This window comes from Sphaerisporangium perillae (assembly GCF_023276435.1).
Classification (GTDB): Bacteria; Actinomycetota; Actinomycetes; order Streptosporangiales; family Streptosporangiaceae; genus Sphaerisporangium; species Sphaerisporangium perillae.
This window is the reverse complement of record NZ_JALLPO010000037.1, coordinates 42,718-69,705: the sequence shown is the minus strand read 5'-3', so window position 1 is coordinate 69,705 and position 26,988 is coordinate 42,718. Positions and strand designations below refer to the sequence as shown.

Genomic DNA, 26,988 nt, shown 5'->3' with positions numbered 1-26,988 from the left:
GCCCTCATTCCTGGCCGAAGCGCGCCGTGACGAAACGGTCGCGGTTCGCCAGATCGGCGTGGTTTCGCGCGTCACGCCAGCCGCGTTCCTCCGAGAACACCAGGTAGACCGCCGAACCCTGCTGGTCGGCGTGCTCGACGGCCACCAGGCCACCGGGCCGCAGAAGCCGCCGGGCCGTGCGCTCGACGGCGCGGACCTCGTCCAGGCCGTCCTCCCCCGAGCCGTACAGGGCACGGGAGGGATCGTAGTCGCGCACCTCGGGGTCGCGCGGCACCGCGCCCGGCGGGATGTAGGGCGGATTGGATATCACCAGGTCCACCTGGCCGTCCAACTCGGGAAGGCAGTCGGCGAGGTCCTCCGGATGGAGGGACACCCGGCCCTGACCGTGCTCGACGATGTTGCGCTTGGCCCAGCCGTAGGCGACCGGGTCGACCTCGACGGCGTGCACCTGCGCGAGCGCGACCTCCTGGGCGATCGACAGGGCTATGGCGCCCGATCCGGTGCCGAGATCGACCACGACGGGGGAGGCGACGTCCATCTCGCGCAGCCGGTCGATGGCCCAGCCCGCGACCACCTCGGTCTCGGGGCGCGGCACGAACACCCCCGGACCGACCTCGAGCGAGAGGTACCGGAAGTAGGCGCGTCCGGTGATGTGCTGGAGCGGCTCGCGGGCCTCACGCCGCGCGATGCCCTCCCAGAACAGCGCGTCGAACTCCGAATCGGGCACCGTGTGGAGCTGGCCCCGGCGCACGCCGTGGACGAAGGCCGCGATCTCCTCGGCGTCGGTGCGCGGTGACGGCACCCCCGCCTCGGCGAGCCGGGCGGTGGCGAGCGCTATCTCGTCCATCAGCAGGGTCATGGGAGTCTTCGCGGGTTACGTGATTGCCAGGGGATACGTCGGTTTCATCGTTCAGGAGTGGGCGGCGAGCTTGTCCGCCATCTCGGCGTCGGTGAGGGCCTGGATGACCGCGGACAGGTCGCCGTCCAGCACCTGATCGAGGTTGTAGGCCTTGAACCCTACGCGGTGGTCGGAGATGCGGTTCTCCGGATAGTTGTAGGTCCGGACGCGCTCGGAGCGGTCGACCGTGCGCACCTGCGACTTGCGCTCGGCCGACGCGGCGGCGTCGGCCTGCTCCTGCGCGATGGCGAGCAGCCGCGCGCGGAGGATCCGCAGCGCCGACTCCTTGTTCTGCAGCTGGCTCTTCTCGTTCTGGCAGGAGACGACCACACCGGTCGGCACGTGGGTGATCCGCACCGCCGAGTCGGTCGTGTTGACGCTCTGACCGCCGGGACCGGAGCTGCGGAACACGTCGATTCGCAGGTCGTTGGGGTCGATCTGCACCTCGACCTCCTCGGCCTCGGGGTACACCAGGACGCCCGCCGCCGAGGTGTGGATGCGGCCCTGCGACTCGGTGACCGGCACCCGCTGGACCCGGTGGACCCCGCCCTCGTACTTCAGGCGCGACCAGACGCCGTCGGCGCCCTTGCCCTTCACCGCGACCGTGACGTCCTTGTAGCCGCCGAGATCGGAGTGCTGGGCGTCGATGATCTCGGCCTTCCAGCCGACGCGCTCGGCGTACCGGAGATACATGCGAAGGAGGTCTCCGGCGAACAGTGCGGACTCCTCGCCGCCCTCACCGGCCTTGATCTCCATGATGATGTCTTTGTCGTCGTTGGGGTCGCGCGGGATGAGCAGGTGCTTGAGCCGCTCCTCCAGCGGGCCGATGCGGCTCTCGAGCTGGACGGCCTCCTCGGCGAACGTCGCGTCCTCGGTGGCGAGCTCTTTGGCCGCCTGCAGGTCGTCGCGGACGCCGTCGAGCTCGCGGTAGGCCGACACGATGGGGGTCAGCTGCGCGTAGCGCTTGCCGAGGGTGCGCGCCGTGTTCTGGTCCGCGTGCACAGCGGGATCGGCGAGCCTCTGCTCAAGCTCCGCGTACTCGTTGAGCAACTCGTCGAGATTCACCGTGCGTCCTTCTTCCCTTCACAACCGGCGAGAACCTGGGCCATCATCAAGAACGCCGACCCGGGCACGCCCCCACGCGGGGGCGATTCCGAGCCGGCGTCGTTGAGGGAGCTACTTGCTCGCGGGCTTCTTGCCGAAGCGCTTCTCGAAGCGGGCCACCCGGCCACCGGTGTCCAGGATCTTCTGCTTGCCCGTGTAGAACGGGTGGCAGGCGGAGCACACGTCGGCGTGGATGACGCCGTTCTTGGCGGTGCTGCGGGTGGTGAAGCTGTTGCCACAGCTACACGTCACCTGCGTGGTGGCGTACTGCGGGTGAATGTCGGGCTTCATCTCAATCCTCTCTGGCGCGGTCGCCGGGTCGCCTTCGTATCTCGCGGTCAGGTGACACGCGGTCGGGCGGGAACCGGAACCGCCGTGGTTCGGCTACCAGTGTGCCAGATCCTGTAACCCCGCCAGGCCACCGCGCATTCCCCGGGGGCCGGAGCTTCGGCACGCGCCGCCGGAGCGGCTGCGGCGACCCGCCGAGCCTAGGCCGCCGATCGGCGATTCGCCCCATTTTTCCACCAGGGCACCGCAAAAAGTGCGGCAACAGGGGCGTCAAATGCGCCGGAGGTAGGCGAGCACGGCCAGGACACGGCGGTGGTCGTCGGGCGCGGGATCCAGGCCGAGCTTGGAGAAGATGCTGGAAATGTGCTTCTCGACCGCGCCCTCGGTGACGCCGAGACGCCAGGCGATCGCGTTGTTCGACCGGCCCTCCGCCATCAGGCCCAGCACCTCCGACTCCCTGGAGGTGAGGGACTCGATGGGCTCTTGGCGCCTGCGGCGGCTCAGCAGTTGCACCACCACCTCCGGGTCGATGACCGTGCCGCCCGCGGCGACCCGCCGGACCGCGTCGAGGAACTCGGCGACGTCGGCGACCCGCTCCTTGAGCAGATAGCCCACGGCGGCGGCGCCCCGCCCGATGAGCTCGGCGGCGTACCGCTCCTCGACGTACTGCGACAGCACCAGCACGGGCAGCCCCGGCACCAGGGAGCGGGCCTCCAGCGCGGCGCGGAGCCCCTCGTCGGTGTGGCTCGGCGGCATGCGCACGTCCACCACCGCGAGATCGGGCCGGTGCGCGCGCACGGCCTCGACCAGACCCGGGCCGTCGCCCGCCGCGGCCACCGTTTCGATGCCGCCGTCGGCGAGCAGCCTGATCAGGCCTTCCCGGAGCAGGACGGAGTCCTCGGCGATCACCACGCGCACGGCGGCCGCCCGGGCAGGATTCTCACCATTCGTACGGTAACCCTGGACGCGGCACGCCAGAGCACGGGCCTCACCATTCGTACGGTAGCTCGGCGCGGACCAGCGTAGGCCCGCCCGGCGGGCTCTCGACGGTCAGCGTGCCGTCGATGGTCGCCGCACGGTCGGCGAGCCCCGCGAGGCCCCCGGCCGGGCGGGCCTGCGCGCCGCCGACGCCGTTGTCACGGACCTCCACCACGACGCGATCACCGTCCCGGCCGACCCGGACCGACGCCTCCGTCGCCATCGAATGCTTGGCCATGTTGGTCAGCGACTCGGCGACGATGAAGTACGCGATGCTCTCCACCGCGGCCGGCGGGCGGTCGGCGATCTCCACCGACACCTCCACGCGGACCGGGGCACGGGCCGCCAGCGCCGACAGCGCCGCGTCGAGCCCCCTGTCGGTGAGGATGGCCGGGTAGATGCCGCGGGCGAGGTCGCGTAACTCGCTTATGGCGGCCTTGGTGCCCGCATGGGCCTGGGCCAGCAGCTCGCGCGCCTCCTCCGGATGGGAGTCGAATTTCGCCTGCGCCATGCCCAGGTCGAGGGCCACGGCGAGCAGCCGCTGCTGGGCGCCGTCGTGCAGGTCGCGCTCGATCCGGCGGCGCTCGGCCTCCGCGGCGTCCACGCCTCTGGCCCGGCTCGCCCGCAGATGCATGACCCGCGCCTCGTCGCCGGGGCCGAGCAGCGCCACGGCGAGCATGCCGTGGATCCACGCCATGCCCCGCACCACGTACAGCGTCGCCCCCAGGAGCAGCAGACCGCCCAGCGCCCAGGGCATCGCCCCGAGCACGCCGTCGAGCGCCAGCCGGTCGCCGATCTGCGTGCGCACGCCGAACCCCAGCAGGACCGGCTGCGCCAGCAGCTCGACGGAGCACACCCACAGCGTGAACGACGCGAGGGACTCCACGAGCCCGAGCGGCAGCAGCAGAAGGAGGTACCCCAGGTCCTTCCAGGTGGCCGGATCGCCGAAGAGCCAGCGCAGATGGCGCGCCACGCCGCGCGCCGGGCGCGGCTGGTAGGGGTCGGGGATGGTGACACCGAGAGCCAGCCGGAGCAGCCGGCGCTCCAGCATGGCGCCTCCCCGCCAGACGAGCAGGGTCAGCACCAGCAAGGGCACGCCCACCCAGACGACCACCATGGACAGCGAGACCGTCACGCCGGTCACCAGGATCACGAACCAGGCGACGCCCAGCATCATGCTGAGCAGCAGGTAGGGCACGGCCCGCCAGGTCATGGGATCGACGAGCAGGCCGAGGGGACCGCGCGGCCCCAGCGGCACCCTCTGGCGCAATGGCGGCCGACCGGTCACGGCCTCGCCGGACATCCCAGGCCCCTCCCGTCGAGCCGCCGCCCGGCCGGTCCGGCCGTACGGGAAGAGCCTGCCAAGCCCGCGGCCGTCACGCCATGGGGAGGACACCAACTGTCGGGATGCGGCCAGCACCACCCCGGGCGCGTCGCCGAAAAAGCGCAAACGCCGCCACCGGGCCTTCGGCCCGGTGACGGCGGAGGTGTCGCGTGTGATGCGGCGGCGACTAGTCGCGCTCGGAGCTGACGGTGGTCTTCTGCACCTGCAGCAGGAACTCCGCGTTCGACTGCGTCTCCCTCATCTTCTCCAGCAGGAGCTCGAGCGCCTGCTGCATGTCGAGGGCGTGGAGCACCCGGCGCAGCTTCCAGACGATCTGCAGCTCGTCCCTGGACATCAGGATCTCTTCCTTACGGGTGCCGGACGCGTCGACGTCCACCGCGGGGAAGATCCGCTTGTCTGCCAGGGAGCGGTTGAGCTTCAGCTCGGCGTTGCCGGTGCCCTTGAACTCCTCGAAGATGACCTCGTCCATCTTGGAGCCGGTCTCGACCAGCGCGGTGGCGAGGATCGTCAGCGAGCCGCCGTTCTCGATGTTGCGGGCGGCGCCGAAGAATCGCTTGGGCGGGTACAGCGCGGTCGAGTCGACACCACCGGACAGGATGCGTCCGGACGCCGGGGCCGCCAGGTTGTAGGCGCGGCCGAGGCGCGTGATGGAGTCGAGGAGCACGACCACGTCGTGGCCTAGCTCCACCAGCCGCTTGGCACGCTCGATGGCGAGCTCGGCGACGGTGGTGTGGTCCTCGGCGGGACGGTCGAAGGTCGAGTGGATGACCTCGCCCTTCACCGACCGCTGCATGTCGGTGACCTCTTCCGGACGCTCGTCCACCAGGACGACCATCAGGTGGCACTCGGGGTTGTTCCTGGTGATCGCGTTCGCGATCGCCTGGAGCACCATCGTCTTGCCGGCCTTCGGCGGCGAGACGATGAGACCACGCTGCCCCTTGCCGATCGGGGCCACCATGTCGATGATCCGGGTCGTCAGGATGTTCGGGTCGGTCTCCAGCCGCAGCCGCTCCTGCGGGTACAGCGGGGTGAGCTTGGAGAAGTCGGGGCGGTTCCGCGACTGCTCGGGGTCCATGCCGTTGACGGTGTCGAGCCGCACGAGGGCGTTGAACTTCTCGCGGCGCTCGCCGTCGCGGGGCTGGCGCACCGCTCCGGTGATGACGTCGCCCTTGCGCAGGCCGTTGCGGCGGATCTGCGCGAGCGAGACGTACACGTCGTTCGAACCCGGCAGGTAGCCGCTGGTGCGCACGAACGCGTAGTTGTCGAGGATGTCGAGGATGCCGGCGATCGGAATGAGGACGTCGTCGTCACCGATCACGGGCTCGTTGCTGTCGAAGCGGTCACGCCCGCGACGGTTGCGCTCCCTGAACCGGCCGCGGCGGCCGCGGCGGTCGTCGTCGCCCTGCGGGTCACGGCTCTGGTCGCGGCCCTGGTCACGGCCCTGGTCACGCGTCTGGTCGCGGTCACGACCCTGGTCGCGGTCGCGGCCCTGGTCACGTGACTGCTCGCGGCCCTGGTCACGTGACTGCTCGCGGCCCTGGTCACGTGACTGCTCGCGACCCTGGTCACGTGACTGCTCGCGACCCTGGTCACGGCCTTGGTCGCGACCCTGGTCACGGCCCTGCTCGCGGCGGCCCGGGGCCTCACCCGCGTCGGCGGCGCGCTGCTCGGGACGGCTGTTGTCGTTGCGGTTGTCGGGGCGGTTGTCGCCACGCTCACGCCGGTCGGTGCCACGGCCACGGCGCTCGCCACGCTCGGCGCGGTCGCCGCGCTCGCGGCGGGACTCGCCACGGTCGGTACGGCCCTCGGTCTGCGGGGCCTCGGCGGGCGTGGAGACGGAGGCGGGTGCGGTGGCGGCGGGAGCCTGCTCGGCGGGCTGTGCCTCGGCGACGGGCGTCCGCTCCTCGCGGGTCTCGGCGACGGCCTCGACCGGCGCGGGACGGGAACGTTCCCTGCGGGTGCGGGCCGGGCGCTCGGCCACGGGCTCGGCGGTGGCCGCGGGAGCCGCGGCGGCGGGCTCGACGGGAGTGGTCGCACCGTCGGCGGTTACGCCCTGCTTCTCCTGGATGGCCGCGATGAGCTGGCTCTTGCGCATCCGTCCGGTCCCGCTGATGCCAAGGCTCGACGCGAGAGCCTGCAGCTCGGGCAGCACCATGGCCGACAGGCCGGTGCCGGAGCGACGACGCGGCCTGGCCGCGGCGCGGGTGGGGGTGTCGCCGGCGGCCGGCGGCACTGTGCCGGTGGCGTCGGAGAGGAGTTCGGTGGTGTCGCTCAACTAAAAGGTCCTTCCCAGGGGTCGGGCGTCGGCCACGATCAGCCAGGCGTCCCGGTGGTGCGACCCGGCGGGACAGACCGGGTCGGGCTAAACGAATTTCTAAGGTGTCGGCAGACCGGTGCGTCGAACCGGCGCGTGGCCGTCACCGTCGAGATTCGCGAGCCGTTGGGGGCCCGGGGGTCGCCCCCCGGCTGGTTACCGCCGACCAGATGTCGATGTCAGTCGAACGCGCATGTCCCCGATTACGCCGCTTCTCGACACGCCAACCGGATGTGGACCAACCGGAGGCTATGAATTCGGGAAGCCCGCTGTGCGGCCTGTGTCTTGCGACGCAAGGCGCGATCCAGCGATGTATGGCTGACAAGCACGCACCCGCAACGGGGGCATCTGGTGCGGCTATCAGCCTAACATCACCAGCGCACACTGCTATTCCCTGAAGGTCGAAGATGCATCAGCGTGTCTCGGGAAATTGAACGCTCGCGCCGGACCGGTCGACGTCCAATGGCTGGATGTGCCAGTCACTACCCACTTCCGACGCGATCAAATCATGGGTATCCGCCGTTCCGAACACGAGAACCGTCGGACCGGCTCCCGAGACCACGGCGGGCACTCCTGCCACGCGGAGACGTTTTACCAGATCAGCGGTGGCCGGCATCGCAGGCGCACGGTAATCCTGATGCAAACGATCTTCGGTGGCGGCGAGCAACAACCCCATCTCGGGCCGCTGGGTAAGGGCCGCGACGAGCAGGGCGGCGCGTCCGGCGTTGGCCGCAGCGTCGGCATGCGGCACTTCCTTCGGCAGGAGCCCGCGCGCCTCCTCGGTGGAGAGCCGGGTTCTCGGCACGCACACCACAGGTCGGACGCCCCCATGCGGGCTCAGCTTCAGCTTACGCGGAGTTCCGGACAACTCGGTCCAGGCGATGGTCAGGCCTCCGGACAGACACGGAGCGACGTTGTCGGGGTGTCCCTCCATGCGCGTGGCGACCTCGAAGACCTCGTCGTCCGACAGCGCCGGCGCGGCGAGCGCCCGAGCGGCGAGGACGCCCGCGCAGATGGCGGCGGAGGAGGATCCGAGGCCGCGCGCGTGCGGGATGCGGTTGAGGCAGCGCATCCTGAGCCGCCTCGGCTGCGGCACGCCGGCGCGGTCGAAGGTGGCGCGCATGGCCTTGACGATCAGGTGGCCCTCACCGAGGTCGAGCTCGCCGGCGCCCTCCCCCTCGACGTGGACGTCCAGGTCGAGGCCGCCCGGGGAGCCGGGCACGTCGTCGAGGACGGCGACCTCCACCTCGTCGTAGAGGCCGAGGGCGAGCCCCAGCGAATCGAACCCGGGTCCGAGATTCGCGCTGGTGGCGGGCACGCGGACCACGACGGTGCTGCTCGATGACATGCGGTTCCTCGGGATTTCGTCCATCTCGGCCGGTCTACGGTCGTGCCGTGGGTCTCAGGCAGAGCGCGAGCGCGGGCCCGAGGCGGCGGGCGAGCGCGCCGCAGGAGGCATCGGGCCGGCGCACGGGCAGGGAGTCAGGCGAGTTCGAGCGCGGCGGCGGCCGCGAAGGCGTCGACCGGGATCGTCAGCGGGGTCGGCGCCCCGGAGATCGCCCAGTCGGGGTCCTTGAGGCCGTTGCCGGTGACCGTGCACACCACGCGCTCGCCCGGCCGTACGAGGCCCTGCTCGTGGGCCTGGAGGAGCCCCGCGACACTGGCGGCGGAGGCGAGCTCCACGAACACGCCCTCTTCCTGGGCGAGGAGCTTGTACGCCGCGGCGATCTGGCGGTCGGTGACGGCCTGGATGGCTCCGCCGGACTCGTCGCGCGCGGCCTCGGCCAGGCGCCAGGACGCCGGGTTGCCGATGCGGATCGCCGTGGCGATCGTGTGCGGGTGGGTGACGGGGGCGCCGTTGACGATGGGCGCCGCACCGCTGGCCTGGAAGCCCAGCATGCGCGGGGTATGCGTCGCCAGGGCGTCCTTGGCGTACTCGCGGTAGCCCATCCAGTAGGCCGAGATGTTGCCGGCGTTGCCGACGGGGATGCAGTGCACGTCCGGCGCGTCGCCGAGAGCGTCGACGATCTCGAAGGCCGCCGTCTTCTGCCCCTGCAGGCGGTTGGGGTTGACGGAGTTGACCAGCGCGATGGGGTAGTTCTCCGCGAGCTTGCGGGTCATCTCGAGGCAGTCGTCGAACGAGCCGTCGACCTGGAGCAGCTTGGCGCCGTGCACCAGGGCCTGTGCCAGCTTGCCCATCGCGATCTTGCCGCGCGGCACCAGGACCGCGCAGGTCAGCCCGGCCCGGACGGCGTAGGCGGCGGCGGAGGCGCTGGTGTTGCCGGTGGAGGCGCAGATGACGGCCTTGGCGCCGTCTTCGACGGCCTTGCTGATGGCCACGGTCATGCCGCGGTCCTTGAAGCTGCCGGTGGGGTTCAGACCCTCGACCTTGAGATGGACCTCGCAGCCGGTCAGCGCGGAGACGCGGCGCGCGGGGACCAGCGGCGTGCCGCCTTCCAGCAGAGTGACCACGGGCGTCGTCGTGGTCACGGGAAGCCGGTCACGGTATTCCTCGATAAGGCCACGCCACGCCCTGAACATGATCGCTCCTCCCGCGCCCGGGCCCGAGCGGGCACGAGGGCGCGTAACCATGGGTCCGCTACCAGCGGTATCAGGCATCGAGTCTACGGGGGGGCCGGGCCCCGCCGCGTCGCCCGTCCACAGGCTGGACCGTCCTTAAGGTTCTCCATGTCAATACTCGGCCAAGCGGGCCCGGCCGGGCCCGGGAAGCGGCAGATACCGCATCCAGAAAGAACCCCGAAAGCACACTGTCTCTTTAGCATCTTTTGCCCCACAATTGGGGCAACATCAGCATGCCCGGAGGGAAAACGTCGCCGTGACCGACGACCAGGTCTTCCACGCGTGTCACGGCACAGGCGTGGAGACCGCGCGGGCCGGGGACCGCGACCGCCTGCACTGGATCCTCGACCACCTGCCCGCGAGCCGCCCGGGCCGCCCGATGGCCGTGCTCGACCTGGGATGCGGTGAAGGCGACCTCTCCTTACTGCTCGCCGAGCGCGGCGACCAGGTGACCGGGATCGACCCTTCGGCGCCGGCGATCGCGAACGCGCGCCGGCGGGCCGGCCGGCTCCCGGCGGACGTCGCCGCGCGCGTGGACTTCACCGTGGGAGACGCGCACGGGCTCGACGGCCTGCCCGAGGGAGCCTTCGACGCGACCGTGGCCGGCGAGATCCTCGACCGCGTCGCCGACCCCGTACAGGTACTCGAAACGCTCCGCAGGACGCTCCGGCCGGGCGCCACGCTCGTCTTCACGGTCCCGTACGGGGTGAGCGACGAGGTACTGCGCATCGCGCGCGCCGCCGGGGACGAACGGGAGATCCCGCGCGCCGCCGCAGACGGGCCGGAGATCGCGCGCGCCGTGGGCCACGAGCTTGAGACGGATCGGCGGGACGAGCGGCGGGCAGGCGAGGAGGACGGCGACGCCGAGCGGCGCCGGGTCTTCTACCACGGAAGCATGCGCCACCTGGTGGAGCCGCTCTTCGAGATCCGCGAGCTGACCGTGCTGCGCCACCATCTCGCCGGGGTCGCGGTGCGCCGGGACGAGCCGCGCGGCACGCCCGGATTCGCGCTGAGCCGGGCCGAGACCGCGTTCCTCCAGCGGGAACGGCTCCTCCACGGGCAGATCGCCGAGCTTCGCGCCCGCTGCGCCGAGCTGGCCGCGCGCGAGCTCACCCTCACCCGCGCGAGCGAGGACCTGCTCGGCCGCAACGCCGAGCTGCGCGCCGAGACCACCCGTCTCGGACACCGGGTACGACAGCTGGAAGGCCGCCTCGCGGAGTACCGGGAGCTGATCGCCCGGCTGCGCCGGTCGCGGGCGTGGCGGCTGATCACGGCCTACCGCCGGGTGCGGCACCCCGCCGGTCGCGAGATCCCGCCACCGCCGCCCACGGCCAAACGCCCCATGGTGATCGCGGCGCCCACCTCGGCCCTGCCCCGACCAGGCCGGACGGAGGAGCGGTAAAGACGGAGGTAAAAGAACGCGGGTGGCCGCATGTTCCACCAGGCAGGGGAAGATCCCCAGGTGGTGATGCGCCGGGCCTCTCATGAAGCTCCCAGCTTCCTTGTATAGGGTCGGCTCCGGCGGCGAACGGAACCCGACTAAGGAGCGATCATCTTGACCGCCTCCCCGCGGACGAGCCCTGCGAAGACCGGCCTCAGGCCCAGGATCCGCCACAACGACTACTCGCCGCTCACCCTGCCACCGCTCGGCGCGTGGACGCCCACCCTCCCGGTGAGCGTGGTCATCCCCGCGCACGGCGGGCAGCATCGCCTCGACCTCACGCTGGCCGCGCTCGCCGCGCAGACCTACCCGCCGGGTCTCATGGAGGTCATCGTCGTAGACGACGGCAGCGAGCCGCCGTTGCGCCTTCCCGACATCCGCCCGGAGAACACGCGGGTCGTCCCGAGCGGGCCCGGAGGCTGGGGCACGGCGCACGCGCTCAACACCGGCGTGCGACTCGCCGAGGGCGAGATCGTCCAGCGCCTCGACTCGGACATGGTGATCTGCCGGGAGCACATCGAGGCGCTCATGCGCTGGCACCACCTCACCGATTATGTGGTGACCATCGGCGCCAAGGTCTTCGTCCAGGAACCCGCCCTCACGACGACGCGGGTCCACGGCGCCGTGCGCGACGGCGCCTTCGACACGCTCTTCGACATGACGAGGGCGGTACCGAGTTCCACGGAGGCCACCATCCGGCGGCTGGACGGGCTGCGCGCGAGCCGGAACCCGTACCACGTCTGCACCGGGCCGACCGTCTCCTTCCGCCGCGCCCTCTTCGACCGGGTGGGCGGCCTCGATCCGCAGGTGCTGAGGGGCGAGGACACCGAGTTCGCCTACCGGCTCGCCATGAGCGGCGCCGTGTTCGTGCCCGACATGGAGGCGCGGGCCGCCCACCTTGGGCTTCCCGCGCAGCGTGTCGACACCGAGTCGACCGTCCGAGTCGTGGCCCCCTACCTGGCCCACCGCATCCCGCTCCGCCGCGATCTGCGCAAGGAACGCGGCAGGCGCTGGCTGGTGCCCTACGCCGAGGTCGTCCTGGACGTGGCGGGCCACACCGAGCCGCAGGTGCGGGCGGCCGTGGGCGCTGCGCTCGGCGGGAGCCTGCCGGACGTGCGGGTCACGCTGACCGGACCGTGGGACGAGCTGTCCGACGGACGCCATCGCGTGCTGGACGACCCGAGGTTCGAGCTACGGCTGATCCGTGAGCAGTTCCAGCACGACGAAGGCGTCCGGCTCGCCCCGGAGGCGGCCGCCGACCCCGCCCCCGTCCCGTTCCGGTACGTCGGGCCCGTGGACGTGCCGCTGCACCGCCGCGCGCTGGAGCTCATGATCAAGGCGGTCACGGAGGACCGCGCCGGGCTGCTCGTGGTGGAGTTCCCCGACGGCCGGACGGCACGCCTGGAGCGCACCGACGCCGTCAACCGCGCCCGCCTGCTCGCGGCACCGGGCGAGGACCTCACCGAGGTGATCGAGCAGACCTACGGGGTACGTCGCGCGGACGCGGCGAAGTTCTGGCCCCCGTCCCAGCGCGACAAGCCCGGGTCGAAGCCGGACGCCAAGCCTGCGTCCACGTCCGGGTCCGGTGCCGGATCCGAGGCCGGGCAGGGATCGGCCGGTTCTCCGGAGCAGCCCTCCACGGGCGAGCCGGGCGGCTCCGGCTCCACGGGCCGTACGCGCAAGCCCGTCCCGCCGACCCCGCGACTGGCGCCGGAAAAGCTGGTCAAACGCCTCCGCACGGCCCTGCGAGGCCGATAGCGGGTCACCCGGCGGGGGTCGCCGGGGGGCCTTCTCGGGGGGTGAGGGGGCTCGAGCCGTTCGGGCCCTCGATCGCGGCCGGGGTGGTGCGCCTGACGGAGATACGCTTGATCATGGTTCGCAGGCGGCCGGCCTTGAGCCGGGACACCTCCCGGCGCAGGGCGCCGACCTCGCGGCGCAGGTCGACGGCGCTCTTGCGCCACCGGCCCGCCTCCTCGCGCCACTTGGACACCTGGCCGCGCAGCCGCTCGATCTCCTTGGTCAGCTTGACCACCTCGGCCTCGGTCTCCAGCCGGGCGCGATAGGCCATCCGCCGTCCCTTGGCGGCCGAGGTCTGCGAGGCGGGCACGAAGCCCAGCGTCTCCCCGTCGGTCCACACCGTGCCGAAGACGTCGTCCACCGCGTCGTCCACCGCGTCGCCGTCGTGCGCGGCCCCACCGGCGGAGGCTTCGGGGGTGAGGATGAGAGCGGCGCGGGCGAAGGCGGCGCGGCGTTCGAGGCGGGCCGTCACGATGCCCTCGGGGCTCTCGGCGAGCAGGACGCCGACCAGCCCGTGGCCGCCGTCCACCCCCAGGTCGAGCAGGCGGGCCAGGGTGTCCTCCCCCGGGACCCACCCGGCCGGCAGGCGCAGCCGGAACGGCGCCAGGCGCTCGGCGTCGTCCGGCGTGAGCCGTACCCGGCTCTCGTGGGCGTAGTGGCCCTGGATGAGCGCGAGGTCGAGCCGGGGGTCGGTCAGCGGCGCGCGAGGCTCGGGCTCCAGGGTGTCCCACGGGCCGACGAGCAGCACCGAGACGTCGGGCACGGTGCCGGCCAGGACGGCGTCCACGGTGGCGCGGGTGTCCTCGTACCCCTCGGCCTCGACCACCACCTCCAGGTAGGGGACCTTCCACTGGCGGGCCGGGTGCGCCCGGAGCCAGCGGTACTGGGGGATGCGGTCGCCGATCAGCGCGTGGCTGACCCGGTCGATGGGGTCCTTGTCGCGCATGCGCATCGAGGGGCCGAGATGGAAGCCGCGGGCGAGCGGTTCAGGGACGAACACCGCTCCGGCCTGCGCCAGGCGGTACCCCATCTCTGTGTCCTGGCCGAGGATCAGCTCCTCGTCCATCGGGCCGGCGGCCTCGATGAGCCGGCGGCCGACCGAGGTGGCGCCGCCGACGTGCAGGCTGAAGGCCCGGCTCGGGGTGTCGGTGAGCCCGTTGGTCCGCTGGACGAGGTCGACCAGCCACTCGTGCGGCTCGGCCGGCTCGAACAGCTCGGCGAGGTCGGCGGTGGAGGCCACGACGTCCGGCGAGGGCAGCGCGGCGGTGGTGAACCGCAGGTAGCTGGTCACCACGAGGTAGGGGGCGAGGTGGTGCCAGCGCATGTGCGCCTCGACCTCGTGCCGGTCGGCGACCACGTCGGAGTCGAGCCAGTGGACGACGTCGCCGGTGGCGGCGGCCAGCCCGGCGTTGCGGGCGCTCGCCCTGCCGGGCACGTCGCAGACGATCAGCCGGGCGCCCGCGGGACGGATCTCCGGCAGGCGGAGCGCCGGGCTGCTGCCGTTGTCGACGACGACGACCTCGATCAGTTCCTCGGGATAGGTCTGCGCGGCGAGACCGGCGAGCGCCAGGTCGAGCTTGTCCTGGCCGTTGTAGGCCGGTACGACGACGCTCACCCGCATGCCGGGCGTCCAGGCGCCGAGCGCGGGCGGGTCGAGCACGGTGTAGTCGTTGCCGCGGATTCGCCGCGTCATGAGAGGTTCCCGGGGCCGGTGAGGGGGACGTGTGAACGCGTCGGACTGGTGAGGGGACGGGCCGGACGCATGTCGGGGCGGGGCGCGTCGAGGCGGGTCAGAGGGGTCCGGGGGCGGGTCATGGGGTTTCCAGGATCCGGCTCGGGCGGAAGCCGCGCCACTGGTTCGTCGCGACCCGCAGGAAGTGCGCGAGGGGCAGCTGCCAGGTGTGGCCGGAGGCGAGGGATCGGCGCAGGACGTAGCCCAGGCCCTGGGTGCGGTAGATGCGGGCGCCGGCGGCGTGGGCCGTCTTGAGCAGCTGGGCGTCCACCCCCCGTGACACCCCCTCGAACCCGCCTGTCTCCTGGTACTTCGCACGAGCGAGGAAGATCGTACCGCCGGCCACGTGATCGGACCAGATCTCGCTGGTGTAGTCCGTGCGGCGCACCGTGACGTTCAGCGGCTCCAGGTAGAAGAACTCCGCGGCGGTGCCCACGATGTCGGCCCCGCTGTAGGCGCGCGCGAGCAGCAGGTCGGACAGGTGCTCCGGGGAGTACCAGTCGTCGTCGTCCCACTTGGCGATGTCGTCGCCGCTCGCCCTGGCCGCCACCTGGTGGAGCACCTCGCCGAACGGCGTGGCCTCGTCCGCCTCCACCACCGTGATCGGCGACGGGAACGCGGCGATGGCCCGGCGCACGTCCTCGTGCGAGGCCGGGACGCCGTGCAGGCCGAGCAGGACCTCCACCTCGACATGGCGCTGGCGCGCGATCTGGGCGAGCGCGGACCCGAGCAGGTGGGGCCGCTTGCTGGACATCACGACGCTCACCTTGGGCGTCGCGGCGGCCGGGCCCCGGCGCAGCGCGTGGCGGCGCAGCCGGAGGCTGTGCTCCTCCCGGCGCAGGTCGCTCACCGACCGCGGCGTCTCCGCACGCGGAGCCGGCGCCCAGGAGGCGAGCAGCCCGGCGAGGTCGGGGTCGGCCTCCTTCACCCAGGCCGGGACGTCCTCCGCGTGGACGGGGACGCCGGCGGCGGCGAGAGCGTGGATCGTCTCCAGCACGCCGGCCCGGCCCCGCGGCCAGCGGACGCGCACCCCGTCGCAGGGGCGGAGCGGTACGACGTCGGCCGCCGTCAGCGGCAGGTCCGCCGCCTGCCCGGCGAGCAGGGGCCTGCCGTCCTCGAAGGACAGATCGGCCGGTCCGGCCGTCGGCGTCCGCACGTAGCCGAGCGGTGTGGGATCGCCCTCTCCCAACACGTCACCCTTTCAGGTCCGGCCCCGCCGGGGGCGGGGGAAGACGTCCCGGAGCACCCGGGTCAGGGCGTGCCGTCGCCCTCGACGCGCATCACGCTCGTCACGCCTCTGACGATGTCGAGCTCGCGCAGCCCGTCTATTGTGGCCGACAGCGCGGCGTCGCTGGCCCGGTGGGAGACCAGGACGAGCTGGGCGTCGTCGCCGTGACCCTCCTGGCGCACGGTCTGGATCGACACGTCGTGCTTGGCGAACATGTCGGCGACCCTGGCGAGGACGCCCGGCTTGTCCGCGACGTCGAGCGACACGTGGTAGCGCGTGACCGTCTCGCCCATCGGGTGGACGGGCAGGTCGGCGTAGGTGGACTCCTGCGGGCCGTGGGTGCCGGCCAGGCGGTTGCGCGCCACGGCGACAAGGTCGCCGAGCACCGCCGAGGCGGTGGGCGCGCCGCCCGCGCCCTTGCCGTAGAACATCAGCTGGCCGGCGGACTCGGCCTCCACGAAGACCGCGTTGTACGCCTCGCGGACCCCGGCCAGCGGGTGGCTCCTCGGGATCATCGCCGGATGGACCCGGACGCCGACCGAGCGCCCGTCTTCGGACCGGGCGCAGATCGCCAGCAGCTTGATGACGTAGCCCATGGCCTTGGCGCTCGCGACGTCGGTCGCGGTGATCTCGGTGATGCCCTCGCGGTGCACGTCGGCAGCCGTCACGCGGCTGTGGAAGGCCAGCTCGGCGAGGATGGCCGCCTTGGCGGCGGCGTCGAAGCCCTCGACGTCCGCCGTCGGGTCGGCCTCGGCGTACCCCAGCGACTGGGCCTCCTCCAGCGCGTCGGTGAACGAGGCGCCCGTGGAGTCCATCTTGTCGAGGATGTAGTTGGTGGTGCCGTTGACGATGCCGAGCACGCGGTGGACGCGGTCACCGGCCAGCGACTCGCGCAGCGGGCGGAGCAGGGGGATCGCCCCGGCGACGCTGGCCTCGAAGTACAGGTCGACGCCCTGGCGCTTGGCCGAGCCGTGGATCGTCGCGCCGTCCTCGGCCAGCAGGGCCTTGTTGGCGGTGACGATCGACTTGCCGCCGGACATGGCGGCCAGGATGAGCGACCGGGCCGGCTCGATGCCGCCGATCACCTCGATGACGATGTCGACGTCGTCCCTGGTCACCAGGGCCTCGGCGTCGGTGGTCAGCAGTGCCGGGTCGACGTCGCCGTCGCGCTTGCGGGCGAGCCGCCTGACCGCCACCCCCGCCAGCTCCAGCGGGGCGCCGATGCGGGCGGCGAGGTCGCCGGCCTGCTCGTGCATGAGCCGCACGACCTGCGACCCCACGACGCCGCAGCCGAGCAGGGCGACCTTCAGCGGCCTTCCCGGGTCACCGTTTCTCTCGTGCCGCCCCCGTTCGCCGGCGGTCGACGGATCGAGACTCTCGCCTTGTGGCCCTTCGGGCTCGACCGGTTTCATACTTGCCCCCTCAGCAGGTCGTCCTCGGTCTCCCTGTGCACGATCACGCGCGACGCGCCGTCCTTGACCGCCACCACGGCGGGCTTGAGAAGGTAGTTGTAGTTGTGCGCCAGCGACCGGCAGTAGGCGCCCGTCGCCGGCACGGCGAGCAGGTCGCCGGCGGCGAGGTCACCGGGCAGCCACACGTCGCGGACCACGATGTCGCCGCTCTCGCAGTGCTTGCCGACCACGCGCGACAGCATGGGCGCTTCGTCGCTGCACCGCGAGGCCAGCACGCAGGTGTAGTCGGCCCCGTACAGCGCGGTGCGGAGGTTGTCGCTCATGCCGCCGTCGACGCTGACGTAGGACCGGAGCCCTTCGACGTCCTTGACCGTGCCCACCTCGTAGACCGTCACCCCGCCGGGGCCGGAGATGGCCCGGCCGGGCTCGACGGTGAGCCGGGGGACGGGCAGGCCGGCGTCCTCACAGACCCGGGTGACGATCTCGCGCAGGCTGTCGGCGACCACCTTGATGTCGGGCGCGTCGTCGCCCTCGACGTAGGCGATGCCGTACCCGCCGCCGAGGTCGAGCTCGGGCAGGACCACGCCGTGCTCCTGCTTGACCTGCGTCAGCAGCATGGCCAGGCGCCGGGCGGCCACCTCGAAGCCCGCCGTGTCGAAGATCTGCGAGCCGATGTGGGAGTGCAGGCCCACCAGCTCGAGCTGCGGCAGCGCGAGGACGCGGCGCACGGCCTCGGCCGCCGCGCCGCTGTTGAGGGAGAGGCCGAACTTCTGGTCGTCGTGGGCCGTCGCGATGAACTCGTGCGTGTGCGCCTCGACGCCGGTGGTGACCCGGATCTGGATCTTGGGCCGCACGCCCAGCTTGTCGGCCAGGTAGCCGACGCGGGCGATCTCCTGGAATGAGTCGACCACGATGTGGCCGACGCCGGCCTCGAGGGCCCGTTCCAGCTCGGAGTAGGACTTGTTGTTGCCGTGCAGGGCGATGCGCTCGGGCGGGAAGCCGACGCTCAGCGCCACGGCCAGCTCGCCGCCGCTGCAGACGTCGAGGCCCAGGCCCTCCTGGTCGACCCAGCGGGCGACCTCCTTGCACAGGAACGCCTTGCCCGCGTAATAGACGTCGTCACCTTGGAAGGCGGCCTTGTAGTCACGGCAGCGCGACCGGAAGTCGTCCTCGTCGACCACGTAGAGAGGCGTGCCGTACTCTCTCGCGAGGTCGCGCACGTCCACGCCGGCGATCGTGAGCGCGCCGCCGGCACGCCCGGACGTTCGCGGCCAGATCGTGGGGACGAGCGTGTTGAGGTCGGCGGGGGCCTGGGGAGGACGCTCCTCGTGCGGCACTTCCGCGTGCCGGTCACCGGCGGGATGGGCGAATCGACTCACCCGAACGAGGCTATCCGACCTCGTGATCCCCCTGCGCCCGATGCTCACCCTGCGAGACGGCAACATGAAAGATCTCCAGAACGGCAGGCCGCCTGGCGTACCACTTCCTGCTATTTGCCGGTTTTGGTCATATTTTCTCGGAAGGGGTCTCCCCCAGTTCTGTCAACCCCTCCCCGAGGACCTTCCGGACCGCTCGCGCCATCCAGACGCGGGCCGCGTGGGCGCCGGTCGGCGCCTCGTCGCCCTTCGGGATCGCCGGGACATGCTCGAACGCGTCGTGGTAGACCCCGGCCAGCCGCTCCAGATACGCCACCCGGCCCGCGTCCTGCCCTTCCCGCCTGCTCGGCGCCTCGGCCAGCACCCGCAGCACCGCCCGGTCGCGGGGATCGCCGAGCAGCCCGGGCCGGAAGATCTGGACGTCCATGCCGAGGTCGCGGCACCACCGCTCGACGGCTCCCGCCCGCACGTAGGCGTACCTCACGACGAATCCGGGGTTGTCCCACGTGCGCGGCGCGTCCGGCCACGACGCCTCCGCCCGGTCACGAAGCGCCGGCGCGGGCCTGGCGGGCTCGGCCAGGATCTCGCGGACGATCTCGCCGGGCTCGGCCACCTCGATCACCAGGAAGCCGTTCGGCCGCACGTGGACCGCCCGCACTCCCGGCTCGGCGCGCAGCCGTACCGCCAGCTCCTCGGCGACCTCGCGCGCCCGCGCGCCCGCCCGCCTCAGCGCCGCCGTCGAGACGTACGCCGCTTCCCGCTCCCACGACCCCTGCGGAACGGGAGACGAGCCGAGGATGGCGCGCAGCCTCTCCACGATCACCCCCTCGGCATGCCGGACGACCACAGGGCTCACGCTACGGTGCTTCCTCCGGCGGCGAGGTGACCGATGTCCGGCCTTCGCGCGCACCGCAGCGCGCCGCCGTGGCGTGATCGGTGGCTCGCAGGGCCGGCAGCCCGGGCGGAGGGGCGCCGCAGGGCTTCGACGTGATAGATCACATGACCGTCCCGGCCGCCATTGAGCTCGCTGAGGACCCGGCGTGGCCGCCAGGTCCTCAGGCCTCGTGCTCCAGTTCCGCCTTCAGGTCCGTGAGCGCCGAGACCTGACGCTCGGTGTACTTGTCGATCCACCGGTCGTGGATCAACCGGATCGGCACCGGATTGAGGAAGTGGAGTTTCTCCCGGCCGGACCGCCGCGCGACCACCAGGCCCGCCTCCTCGAGCACCCGCAGGTGCTTCATCACGCCGAAACGGGTCATCGCGAGCTCGGACTCCAGCTCGGTGAGCGTGCGGCCGTCACGCTCGAAGAGCAGGTCGAGCAGGAACCGGCGCGTCGGGTCGGCAAGCGCCCTGAACACGCGGTCGTCGTCGGTCACCTGTCCAAAATACGTGACCAAATAGTCACGCGTCAACAGTCCTGCCGCTCTCGCCCAGGCGACGCGACCGGCCGCCGCTCGCCTCCACCGGGTGTAAAGGTATCCGCGCGGCCCGGGGGCCGTGGAGCGAGCTTTCCACCACTTGCGCGGTCCCGTCAGGCGATGATCGTCGCTGCCAGGGCGAGGGCCGAGCGAACAGACCGCCATCGAACTCCTGGACGCCGACGGCCTAGAAGGAGTTCGGCCTCCAGGCCATCTTCGACGGCCTCGAAGCCAAGCTCGCGGCCCGCCGCGTGCCGACCGGCCGGAACGCCCCCTGACGCTTCGGCCGGCGGTTCTGTCGGTGGTGGCGGGCATACTGCCGCCATGGAACCTCGTGTGTCGCTGATCACTTTGGGCGTCGCCGACCTGGAGCGCTCGTACCGTTTCTACAAAGACGGCCTGGGGCTTCCCACGACCCGCAAGCCCGAGGACGGCATCGTGTTCTTCCAGACCTCGGGGGTGACCCTCGCGCTGTACCCGTACGCGAAGCTGGCCGAGGACGTCGGCCCGGGCTGGGACGAGCCACGGTCGAGGTTCACCGGCATCACGCTGGCGCACAACGTCCGGGAGCGGCAGCAGGTCGACGAGGTGCTGGCCCTCGCGGCGGCCGCGGGGGCCGACCTCGTCAAACCGGCCGCCGACACCTTCTGGGGCGGATACTCCGGCTACTTCACCGACCCGGACGGCTACCTGTGGGAGATCGCCTGGGGCGCCTTCGACTTCAACGAGGACGGCTCCCTCCACGTCACCTGAGCGCCGTGCCATTTGTCCCGGCGCGCCCGCTGTCAGGCCGTCATATGGCCAGCTTGAGCAGGCCGCCGTCCACCACGGCCCGGCCGAATCCCCTGGCCAGTTCGGCCAGACGGGCGCACCCCTCCTCGCCCAGTGCGGCGTAGGCCGGCAGGGCGAGCGCGTCGGTGCGGCTCTCGATTCGCGCGCGAAGTTCCCGGCCCTGATCGCTCAGGGTCAGCCCCTCGCCCAGCAGGCCCCGCGAGCGCAGGCCGTCCTCTCCCTCGGCCCATTCCTCCTCGGTCCAGCCTCGGCTGATCTTGAGGAAGACGACCGGCAGGTCCCCGGTGGCCGCGTGCAGGATCAGCGCCTCGCGGCCGGTCAGTCCCTCGTTCACCAGAACCGCGATGTGGCCGTCGCCGCGGTACTCGCGCAGCAGCGTCTGGGCGTGCCACAGATCGAGCAGCGGATCGTCCGGCCAGGGAAGAGCCGCGTGCGCGGCGAACAGCGGGCGCCCGTCGAGTCGCTCGCAGGCCGCCTCGGCCGCCCTGCGGGCCAGCGCGAGCGTCTCCTCCAGCTCTAGCTCGGGATTCGAATGGATGCCCGCCCTTCGCAGGGCCGCGTCCGCCGCCTCCAGTCTTGCGGCACGCAGTTGCTCGGGGCTCGTCACCTCCCAGGCCGCCGGAAGGGCCTGCCGTACGAGATGGGGAGAGAAGTTGTAGAAGGTCGCGATGACCACTTCGGGCGAGGCGGGCCCGAAGGCTGCGGCGCGGGACGCGAAGTACGCATGCCGAGGATCGGCCAGGCCAACGGCTGCGTACCGCTTGAGGGCCTCCGGCACGAAGTAGATCATGCCGTGCAGCGGTTCGAGGCGACGCCATGCCTGGCGAGCGACGTGAGGATCGACCATCTGCAGATACTGCCACACACACCGACCAGTCGGTATGTACCTGCCGATCACAGATTCCACACGGAACGACCTGGGAGGTCGAGCGCAGTGGCCACCGGTGGCCGCACCGGGATACGGCTTTACCGCATTGCATGGTTTTTGACGGATGAAACCCATGATAAAGGCCACCCGATATATCCGGTTAAGGTGATTGTCCAGCGTGGATAACCCCAGAAAGGACCGCCGTGCGGACGACGATCCTGATCACCTCTCCCGGCACCTTCGAAGCCCCGGGACTCGAACTTCTCCACTTCTCCCCGATCTTCCCCGGCGGGCCGGAATGGCTCACCAAGCCGGTACTGATCGCCATGCTCAGCTCGGTCGTCATCATCGCCGTGTGCTGGGCCGCGTTCGCCAAACCGAAGATCGTGCCACGGGGCTGGCAGAGCATCGGCGAGTACGCCTACGTGTTCGTGCGCGAACAGGTGGCCAAGCCCAGCCTCGGCAAGGACGCCGACCGGTGGATGGGCCTCCTGCTCACCGTTTTCCTGACCGTACTGGTCTGGAACCTGATGGGCATCATTCCCCTCATCCAATTCCCCGTGGCCGCGCACATCGCCTTTCCCCTCGTGCTGGCGATCAACGTGTACGGCATCAAGCTCTACATGGGCGTCAAGCACCACGGCGTGCGCGGTTACCTGAAAGGCGTCGTTTATCTGCCCGGGCTGCCGGGCTGGGCGTACGGGCTCTATGCCCCGCTGATCCTCGCCGAGACCTTCATCAACTCGCTGTTCACCCATTTCATCCGGGTGTTCGCGAACATGTTCGCCGGACACATGATCCTGGCCTTCTTCAGCTCGGTCGGCTTCTGGTTCCTGTTCGAGAAACTCAGCCCGCTCGGCGTGGGCGTCGGCGCGCTCGGCGTGGTGATGACGATCCTGATGACCGCGTTCGAGATGTTCATCCAGTTCCTGCAGGCATACCTGTTCGCCCTACTCGCCGCGATATTCATCGCCAGCGGCCTCCAGGGTTCACACTGACCCCGCGCCTTCAAGGCCCTCACGAACATGGGAAGCGACCCGAGCCACGCCTCGGGTCGCCCCCCGGCCCGATGGTCACACCATGGCGGCGCCCTCGCAGGGCCCAGCCGCTCACGGAGCCAGGGCGCCGTCCTTCACTCCGGCGATGAACGCCTCCCACTCACCGCGAGGAAACTTCAGCACCGGCCCGTCCGGGGGTCAGATCATGGCCAGGGGGTGGGGTTGGACGTAGCCCTCGAAGTGGGCGGAGGTGAGGAGGCGGCCTTCGGTGGAGGGGCGGACGCAGACGTAGGAGTAGCGGTCGGCGGAGTAGACGCGGATGCCGTCCGTGCGGCACTGGCGCATCAGGACCTCGTCCCACTCCTCCGACACGTCGGCGATGCCCAGCTCGACCAGGGCCTGGCGGCGGGCCAGAAGGGTGCCTCCCGCCACCTCGGGCAGGAAGCGGTGGTCGGCCCCGGGCTGGCGGAGCAGCGTGGCGCCGGCGCCGGCGCCGCCACCGGTCCTCGTGCCGGTGCTCGTCCCCGTACCGCCCGTGCCCGTCCCCGTGCTGGCGCCCCCGCCCGTGCCGGTGATGTGGGCGTAGAAGGAGGCTTTGCCGATGATGTCGGCGTCGACGGCGGTGAAGTAGCGGGTCAGGTCGGCCAGGTAGTGCTCGCCGTACAGGTCTCGTGGGTCGAGGACGGCCACGAGGTCGCCGTCGGCGAGGCGGAGCGCCCGGTCGAGGGCGGCGCCGCGGGTCATCGGGGTACCGGCTTCGCGGATCACCAGGTCGCCCTCCGCGTGTGACGATCCCCGCCCGGCCAAGGCGCCTCGCGCGGCCTTCTCGACGACGGCGGCGTCGAGCCCGTCGGCGACGATGACGAGCTGGCCGGGGGTGTGGGACTGCCGGCGGAGCTGGGTGAGCAGGTGGTCGAGCTCGGCCGGGCCGGAGACGGCGGTGACGGCCGTGACGGTGGCGGCGTTGCGCACCGAGGGGACCCCGGCGGTGTCCAGGATCGGATCGAGGAGCGGGGTCACCGGCGCGGTGGCCCGCCAGGCCAGGTGGGCCTCGGAGGCGCATTCGATCTCCGCCGCCAGGTTCTCGCGGACGGAGTCGAGCGCCTGCGGCAGTGATGCCTGGTCCACGGGCGTGGTGAGCTGCATGATGGGGGTCCCGCAGGCGGAGAGCTCCTCCACGGTGCGCGCGTCGGCGTCCGGCCCGGCGAGCACCATCGAGACGGCGCGGTATGTCGTGAGCAGGTCGTCGTAGGTGGCCTTGTCGGTGATCAGCGGCCGCCATCCGGCGTCCGGCGGCAGGTCGCCCTGCAGGGCGGTGCCGAGCAGGCCCACCCCGGACCGGCCCTCCGCCGCACGGATCTGGTTGTGGACGCGCGGCTGGACCGCGTGCGGGAGCACGCCGACGCGGTCGTGGCGCAGCGCGGCCCGCCATTCGCGTGCCCTGGCCTCCGAGGTGGCCAGCACCTGGTCGAACAGGGTGGCCATCGGCACGCTGGCGGACAGGGGGCCACCGGAGTGCCAGAAGATCGTGCGGATGCCCCGCCTGGCGCACTCCTCCACGAGGTCGCGCAGCCCCCGGCTGCGGCCGGCGAGCTCCTCCAGCCACCGGCCGCCGTTGCCCTGGCGCGGCCCCGGCTGGACCGACTCGACGAACAGCAGGTGGGGCCGGTGCTGGTCCAGCATGGCCTGCCAGTTGCCGGGGCCGAAGTTGGTGACCTGGCGCCATTCGTAGCGGAACAGGGCCTCGGACTGCCGGTCGACGATGGCGGCGACGGTTAGGTAAGGGCGGGTCAGGGGGCCCTTGGGGACGACGAAGCCTTCGGCCATGGCCGTGGACACCGCCGGCCCGGCCGTCGCGGGCACGACGGGCGGCACCGGGGCGACGTCGAGGGCCGGCGGGGCCGGGCTGAAGTCGGACCGCTTGGGCGCCGGGCGCTTGCTGATGGGAGCGCGGAGGGTGCGGGCGACCTCGCCGGGGTTCTTGGTGTGGATGGCGTCGCCGAGCTTGGACCACCGGCTGGCCTGCACCGACTCAAGGCGCCACTGGGCGGCCTCGGCCTGGTAGCGCTGCTCGGCGAGGTTCTTGGCGAGCTGGGTGACCTGTTTCTCGGCGGCCTTCAGCCTGGCCTCGGCCTCCCGCAGGCGGGTCAGGGCCTCGGCCTCGGAGGTAGCGGCCCTCGCGAGCCGTTCCTGGTAGTCGGCCAGCAGCCGGGTCAGCTCGGCCGCGCCCGCAGCGGCCGCCACGGCCGCTTCGAGCGCCTGACGGGTGCTCTCCAGCTCTTCACTCATGCCATCACCGTGTCCCAGAGGTCGAGCAAGAATAATCGCAGATCCGGGCCGACCTTCTCGAACCGTCACAAGTCCGTACACTCGGCAGGTACTCGCTGAGGGGAGAGATCCAGTGCGCAACGGGAAGTGGCCGGAGCACAGGGCGCGGCCGTACGTGTGCGGCGCCATCGGGGCCTACGACCCGGCCAGGCTCGACGTTCTCAGGAACGCGGGTCCGTCGGTGCGCGAGGTGCACCGGGCGCCCGGCGCGGCACTGCTGAGCTCCGCACCGCTCCCCCCGTACGCGGGCTCCCCGCCCGCCGGCGGCCCAGCCCCGGAGACGTCCCCCGCCGGCTCAGGCCCGCCGCCCCCGGGAGCGTGGTTCGCGTGGGCGGAGCGCGTACCGGACCGGGCGGCGCCGTGGTGGGCGGCGGCCGAGACCTGGGAGACCCCGGGGCTGATCGACGAGCCGGACACGGTGACCCTGCACACCGGCGCCTTCGGGTTGATCGACGTCTACTACCTCAGCGAGACCGGCCCCGACGGCGAGGCGCTGTACTTCGCCGGGAACATCGAGCCGCTGCTGGCGCTGGCGCGGCGGCCGTACGAGGTGAACTGGGACGCCTGGGCGGCCATTCTCAAGCTGACCTACCCGCTCCTGGAGGACACCCCCTACCGCCAGGTCAGGCGCCTGCCCGGCTCGACGGCCCTGGTCTGGTCCCGCCCGCAGCGCAGGATCACCGTCGAGAAGCGCGCCCCGCGCTGGGTGCGCGAGGAGCCGTTCGACCGGGGTGTCACGGCCGGGGACGTCGTGGCGCTGCTGCACGAGGCGCTGAAGCCCTTCGACGACCGGCCGCTGCTGGTGCCGGTGAGCGGCGGATACGACTCGCGGCTGCTGGCCTCGGTGGCGATGGCGCGCAAGATGGACGTCGAGTCGTGGACGACGAGCCCGGACGACGGCCTGGACAACGACATCGACTTCGCCCGCTACGTCACCCGCGAGCTGGGCATCCCGCACCGCATCGTGCCGCAGGACGCCACCGCCTATCCCGGCGAGGCGCGGTGGGCGGCACGCCGGCTGGAGTACCTCACCAGCCATCACGCCTGGTACTCCCCCTTCGCCCGCGAGGTGCACAAGGCGGGCCGGGCGGTCGTGGACGGCCTGGCGGGCGGGCCGCTGATGAAGAACTTCCTCATCACCGCCGACGCCGTGGGCGCCGGAACCTCCGCCGACCGTCAGTCCGCGCTGCTCGCCGCGCTGGCGACCGGCGAGCCGCACCTGCCGATGCTGTCGGACCAGGCGCTCGCCTTCGTCGACGACCGGGTGGGCACGGCGTTCGCCCAGGCGACCTCGATGCTGCGCGGCCACCGGTCGGAGCTGCCGCTGAGCGTGCTGCATACCCGGACGGCGCGCGGCATCGCCCGCTCCCCGGTGAACCTCGTCGGGCCGGAGGCCACTCCGGTGTTCCCCTTCCTGCATCCGGAGTTCTTCGACGCCGCGCTGTCGGTGCCGGTGGACCGCAAGGAGGGCGGGAGGTTCTACCGGGAGATCCTGCGGGCCGCGAACTCGCGCGTGGCCGCCCTGCCGTCCACCAACGGCGCGCTGCCGCACCGGCGGGTGCCGCTCCGCTCGGGCGGCCCGGCGGCCCGCGAGTGGAACCACCGGATGCTCGTGAAGGCCGCCACGATCCCCGGGCTCATGTCCGGTCCGATGCTGGACGTGGTCACCCAGGGCCCGGACGCGCTGACGGCCTTCGGCTCGTGGAACTCGCGGTTTTGGCTCCGTGGTCTGGTGCTTTTCGGTTCCTGGCTGACGGACTACGAGGACGTCCTCGGCGATCTCACACCACCCTGGGCGAGCGCCTTGTGAACCGCTTCACCAACGAGGGCGAATTCCGCGCTCTACCAGCGGAAGCACGCAGGGTGGCCGCCGGAATACGTGAGCATTCCAGGGAGTGCGGACGATTACGCGGTTGGCACGCTGAGTGACCTCCGCTGATCGTCTTCGGGCAGCCCTAATGGCCTGCTAGTCTTCCGCGAAACAGCGCCGAAACACGCTGAGCACCGAGCCACCCCTTCGGTGACGGCGTCGGGCGGGAGCCGCAGGGATGACGGCTCCGACGGCGCGAGCCCCTGTGTTGTACCGCCCTA

The 26,988-nt window shown here is 71.7% G+C and carries 21 protein-coding genes and 1 pseudogene; 5 read left to right on the top strand and 17 right to left on the bottom strand.

All coding sequences use genetic code 11. The annotated features are described in order from the left end of the window. Nucleotides 1–4: 4 nt before the first annotated feature. The 8 genes from prmC to thrC all read right to left on the bottom strand — a co-directional run bounded on the left by prmC (nucleotide 5) and on the right by thrC (nucleotide 9,468). On the bottom strand, nucleotides 5–859 hold the full coding sequence (gene prmC, locus MYF83_RS31195; protein ID WP_248964331.1) for a peptide chain release factor N(5)-glutamine methyltransferase: 855 nt from the start codon (nucleotides 857–859) through the stop codon (nucleotides 5–7). 51 nt (nucleotides 860–910) lie between these two features. Beyond that, nucleotides 911–1,963, bottom strand: a complete 1,053-nt coding sequence (gene prfA / locus MYF83_RS31190; RefSeq protein ID WP_248964330.1) for a peptide chain release factor 1 — start codon at nucleotides 1,961–1,963, stop codon at nucleotides 911–913. Nucleotides 1,964–2,074: 111 nt separating this feature from the next. Further along, nucleotides 2,075–2,293: a 50S ribosomal protein L31 gene (gene rpmE, locus MYF83_RS31185; RefSeq protein WP_248964329.1), complete on the bottom strand. Its 219-nt coding sequence runs from the start codon at nucleotides 2,291–2,293 to the stop codon at nucleotides 2,075–2,077. 267 nt (nucleotides 2,294–2,560) lie between these two features. Then, nucleotides 2,561–3,208 (bottom strand): response regulator transcription factor, encoded by a 648-nt coding sequence (locus tag MYF83_RS31180; RefSeq protein ID WP_248964328.1) that lies wholly within the window; start codon nucleotides 3,206–3,208, stop codon nucleotides 2,561–2,563. Between the two features lie 70 nt (nucleotides 3,209–3,278). Beyond that, nucleotides 3,279–4,571, bottom strand: coding sequence for a sensor histidine kinase (locus MYF83_RS31175; RefSeq protein ID WP_248964327.1), 1,293 nt, complete (start codon nucleotides 4,569–4,571; stop codon nucleotides 3,279–3,281). Nucleotides 4,572–4,779: 208 nt separating this feature from the next. Next, nucleotides 4,780–6,888 (bottom strand): transcription termination factor Rho, encoded by a 2,109-nt coding sequence (gene rho, locus MYF83_RS31170; protein WP_248964326.1) that lies wholly within the window; start codon nucleotides 6,886–6,888, stop codon nucleotides 4,780–4,782. Nucleotides 6,889–7,339: 451 nt separating this feature from the next. Next, nucleotides 7,340–8,275 (bottom strand): homoserine kinase, encoded by a 936-nt coding sequence (gene thrB, locus MYF83_RS31165; protein WP_248964325.1) that lies wholly within the window; start codon nucleotides 8,273–8,275, stop codon nucleotides 7,340–7,342. A gap of 134 nt (nucleotides 8,276–8,409) precedes the next feature. Beyond that, nucleotides 8,410–9,468: a threonine synthase gene (thrC, locus tag MYF83_RS31160; protein ID WP_248964324.1), complete on the bottom strand. Its 1,059-nt coding sequence runs from the start codon at nucleotides 9,466–9,468 to the stop codon at nucleotides 8,410–8,412. Nucleotides 9,469–9,763: 295 nt separating this feature from the next. On the opposite strand from thrC, the gene MYF83_RS31155 reads away from it, so the two are divergent. Next, complete coding sequence (locus tag MYF83_RS31155) at nucleotides 9,764–10,909, top strand: class I SAM-dependent methyltransferase (protein ID WP_248964323.1); 1,146 nt, start codon at nucleotides 9,764–9,766, stop codon at nucleotides 10,907–10,909. Nucleotides 10,910–11,062: 153 nt separating this feature from the next. Continuing rightward, nucleotides 11,063–12,706, top strand: a complete 1,644-nt coding sequence (locus MYF83_RS31150; RefSeq protein WP_248964322.1) for a glycosyltransferase — start codon at nucleotides 11,063–11,065, stop codon at nucleotides 12,704–12,706. Between the two features lie 4 nt (nucleotides 12,707–12,710). Here the strand turns inward: MYF83_RS31150 and MYF83_RS31145 are convergent, their stop codons facing one another. From MYF83_RS31145 to MYF83_RS31120, 6 genes are all read right to left on the bottom strand, one after another. Continuing rightward, nucleotides 12,711–14,438, bottom strand: a complete 1,728-nt coding sequence (locus tag MYF83_RS31145; protein WP_248964321.1) for a glycosyltransferase family 2 protein — start codon at nucleotides 14,436–14,438, stop codon at nucleotides 12,711–12,713. A 118-nt stretch (nucleotides 14,439–14,556) separates the two neighbouring features. Beyond that, complete coding sequence (locus MYF83_RS31140) at nucleotides 14,557–15,666, bottom strand: glycosyltransferase (RefSeq protein WP_248964320.1); 1,110 nt, start codon at nucleotides 15,664–15,666, stop codon at nucleotides 14,557–14,559. A 62-nt stretch (nucleotides 15,667–15,728) separates the two neighbouring features. Then, nucleotides 15,729–17,117, bottom strand: a complete 1,389-nt coding sequence (locus MYF83_RS31135) for a homoserine dehydrogenase (RefSeq protein ID WP_279340302.1) — start codon at nucleotides 17,115–17,117, stop codon at nucleotides 15,729–15,731. Then, a complete protein-coding gene (gene lysA, locus MYF83_RS31130) occupies nucleotides 17,114–18,496 on the bottom strand; it encodes a diaminopimelate decarboxylase (protein ID WP_248964319.1) in 1,383 nt (460 codons plus the stop codon). Before lysA ends, MYF83_RS31135 begins: the two co-directional genes overlap by 4 nt. Nucleotides 18,497–18,623: 127 nt before the next feature. Next, nucleotides 18,624–19,349, bottom strand: a complete 726-nt coding sequence (locus MYF83_RS31125; protein WP_248964318.1) for a DALR anticodon-binding domain-containing protein — start codon at nucleotides 19,347–19,349, stop codon at nucleotides 18,624–18,626. Between the two features lie 199 nt (nucleotides 19,350–19,548). Next, nucleotides 19,549–19,869, bottom strand: coding sequence for an ArsR/SmtB family transcription factor (locus tag MYF83_RS31120; RefSeq protein WP_248964317.1), 321 nt, complete (start codon nucleotides 19,867–19,869; stop codon nucleotides 19,549–19,551). Between the two features lie 378 nt (nucleotides 19,870–20,247). Here MYF83_RS31120 and MYF83_RS31115 point away from each other — a divergent pair, with 378 nt between their 5' ends. After that, a complete protein-coding gene (locus tag MYF83_RS31115; RefSeq protein WP_248964316.1) occupies nucleotides 20,248–20,664 on the top strand; it encodes a VOC family protein in 417 nt (138 codons plus the stop codon). Between the two features lie 40 nt (nucleotides 20,665–20,704). Here MYF83_RS31115 and MYF83_RS31110 read toward each other — a convergent pair whose 3' ends face one another. Beyond that, nucleotides 20,705–21,550, bottom strand: a complete 846-nt coding sequence (locus MYF83_RS31110) for an SCO6745 family protein (protein WP_248964315.1) — start codon at nucleotides 21,548–21,550, stop codon at nucleotides 20,705–20,707. A 224-nt stretch (nucleotides 21,551–21,774) separates the two neighbouring features. Between MYF83_RS31110 and MYF83_RS31105 the strand changes: the two genes are divergently transcribed. Then, nucleotides 21,775–22,569, top strand: coding sequence for a F0F1 ATP synthase subunit A (locus MYF83_RS31105; RefSeq protein ID WP_248964314.1), 795 nt, complete (start codon nucleotides 21,775–21,777; stop codon nucleotides 22,567–22,569). 111 nt (nucleotides 22,570–22,680) lie between these two features. On the opposite strand, the pseudogene MYF83_RS44530 reads toward MYF83_RS31105, so the two are convergent. After that, nucleotides 22,681–22,761, bottom strand: a pseudogene (locus MYF83_RS44530) (DUF397 domain-containing protein); the annotation flags it as partial. A 6-nt stretch (nucleotides 22,762–22,767) separates the two neighbouring features. After that, the gene (locus tag MYF83_RS31100) at nucleotides 22,768–24,858 is read right to left on the bottom strand and encodes a glycosyltransferase family A protein (protein ID WP_248964313.1); all 2,091 of its coding nucleotides are present in this window, start codon (nucleotides 24,856–24,858) and stop codon (nucleotides 22,768–22,770) included. Nucleotides 24,859–24,970: 112 nt separating this feature from the next. Between MYF83_RS31100 and MYF83_RS31095 the strand changes: the two genes are divergently transcribed. Continuing rightward, nucleotides 24,971–26,707, top strand: coding sequence for an asparagine synthetase B family protein (locus tag MYF83_RS31095; RefSeq protein WP_248964312.1), 1,737 nt, complete (start codon nucleotides 24,971–24,973; stop codon nucleotides 26,705–26,707). Nucleotides 26,708–26,988: the final 281 nt, after the last annotated feature.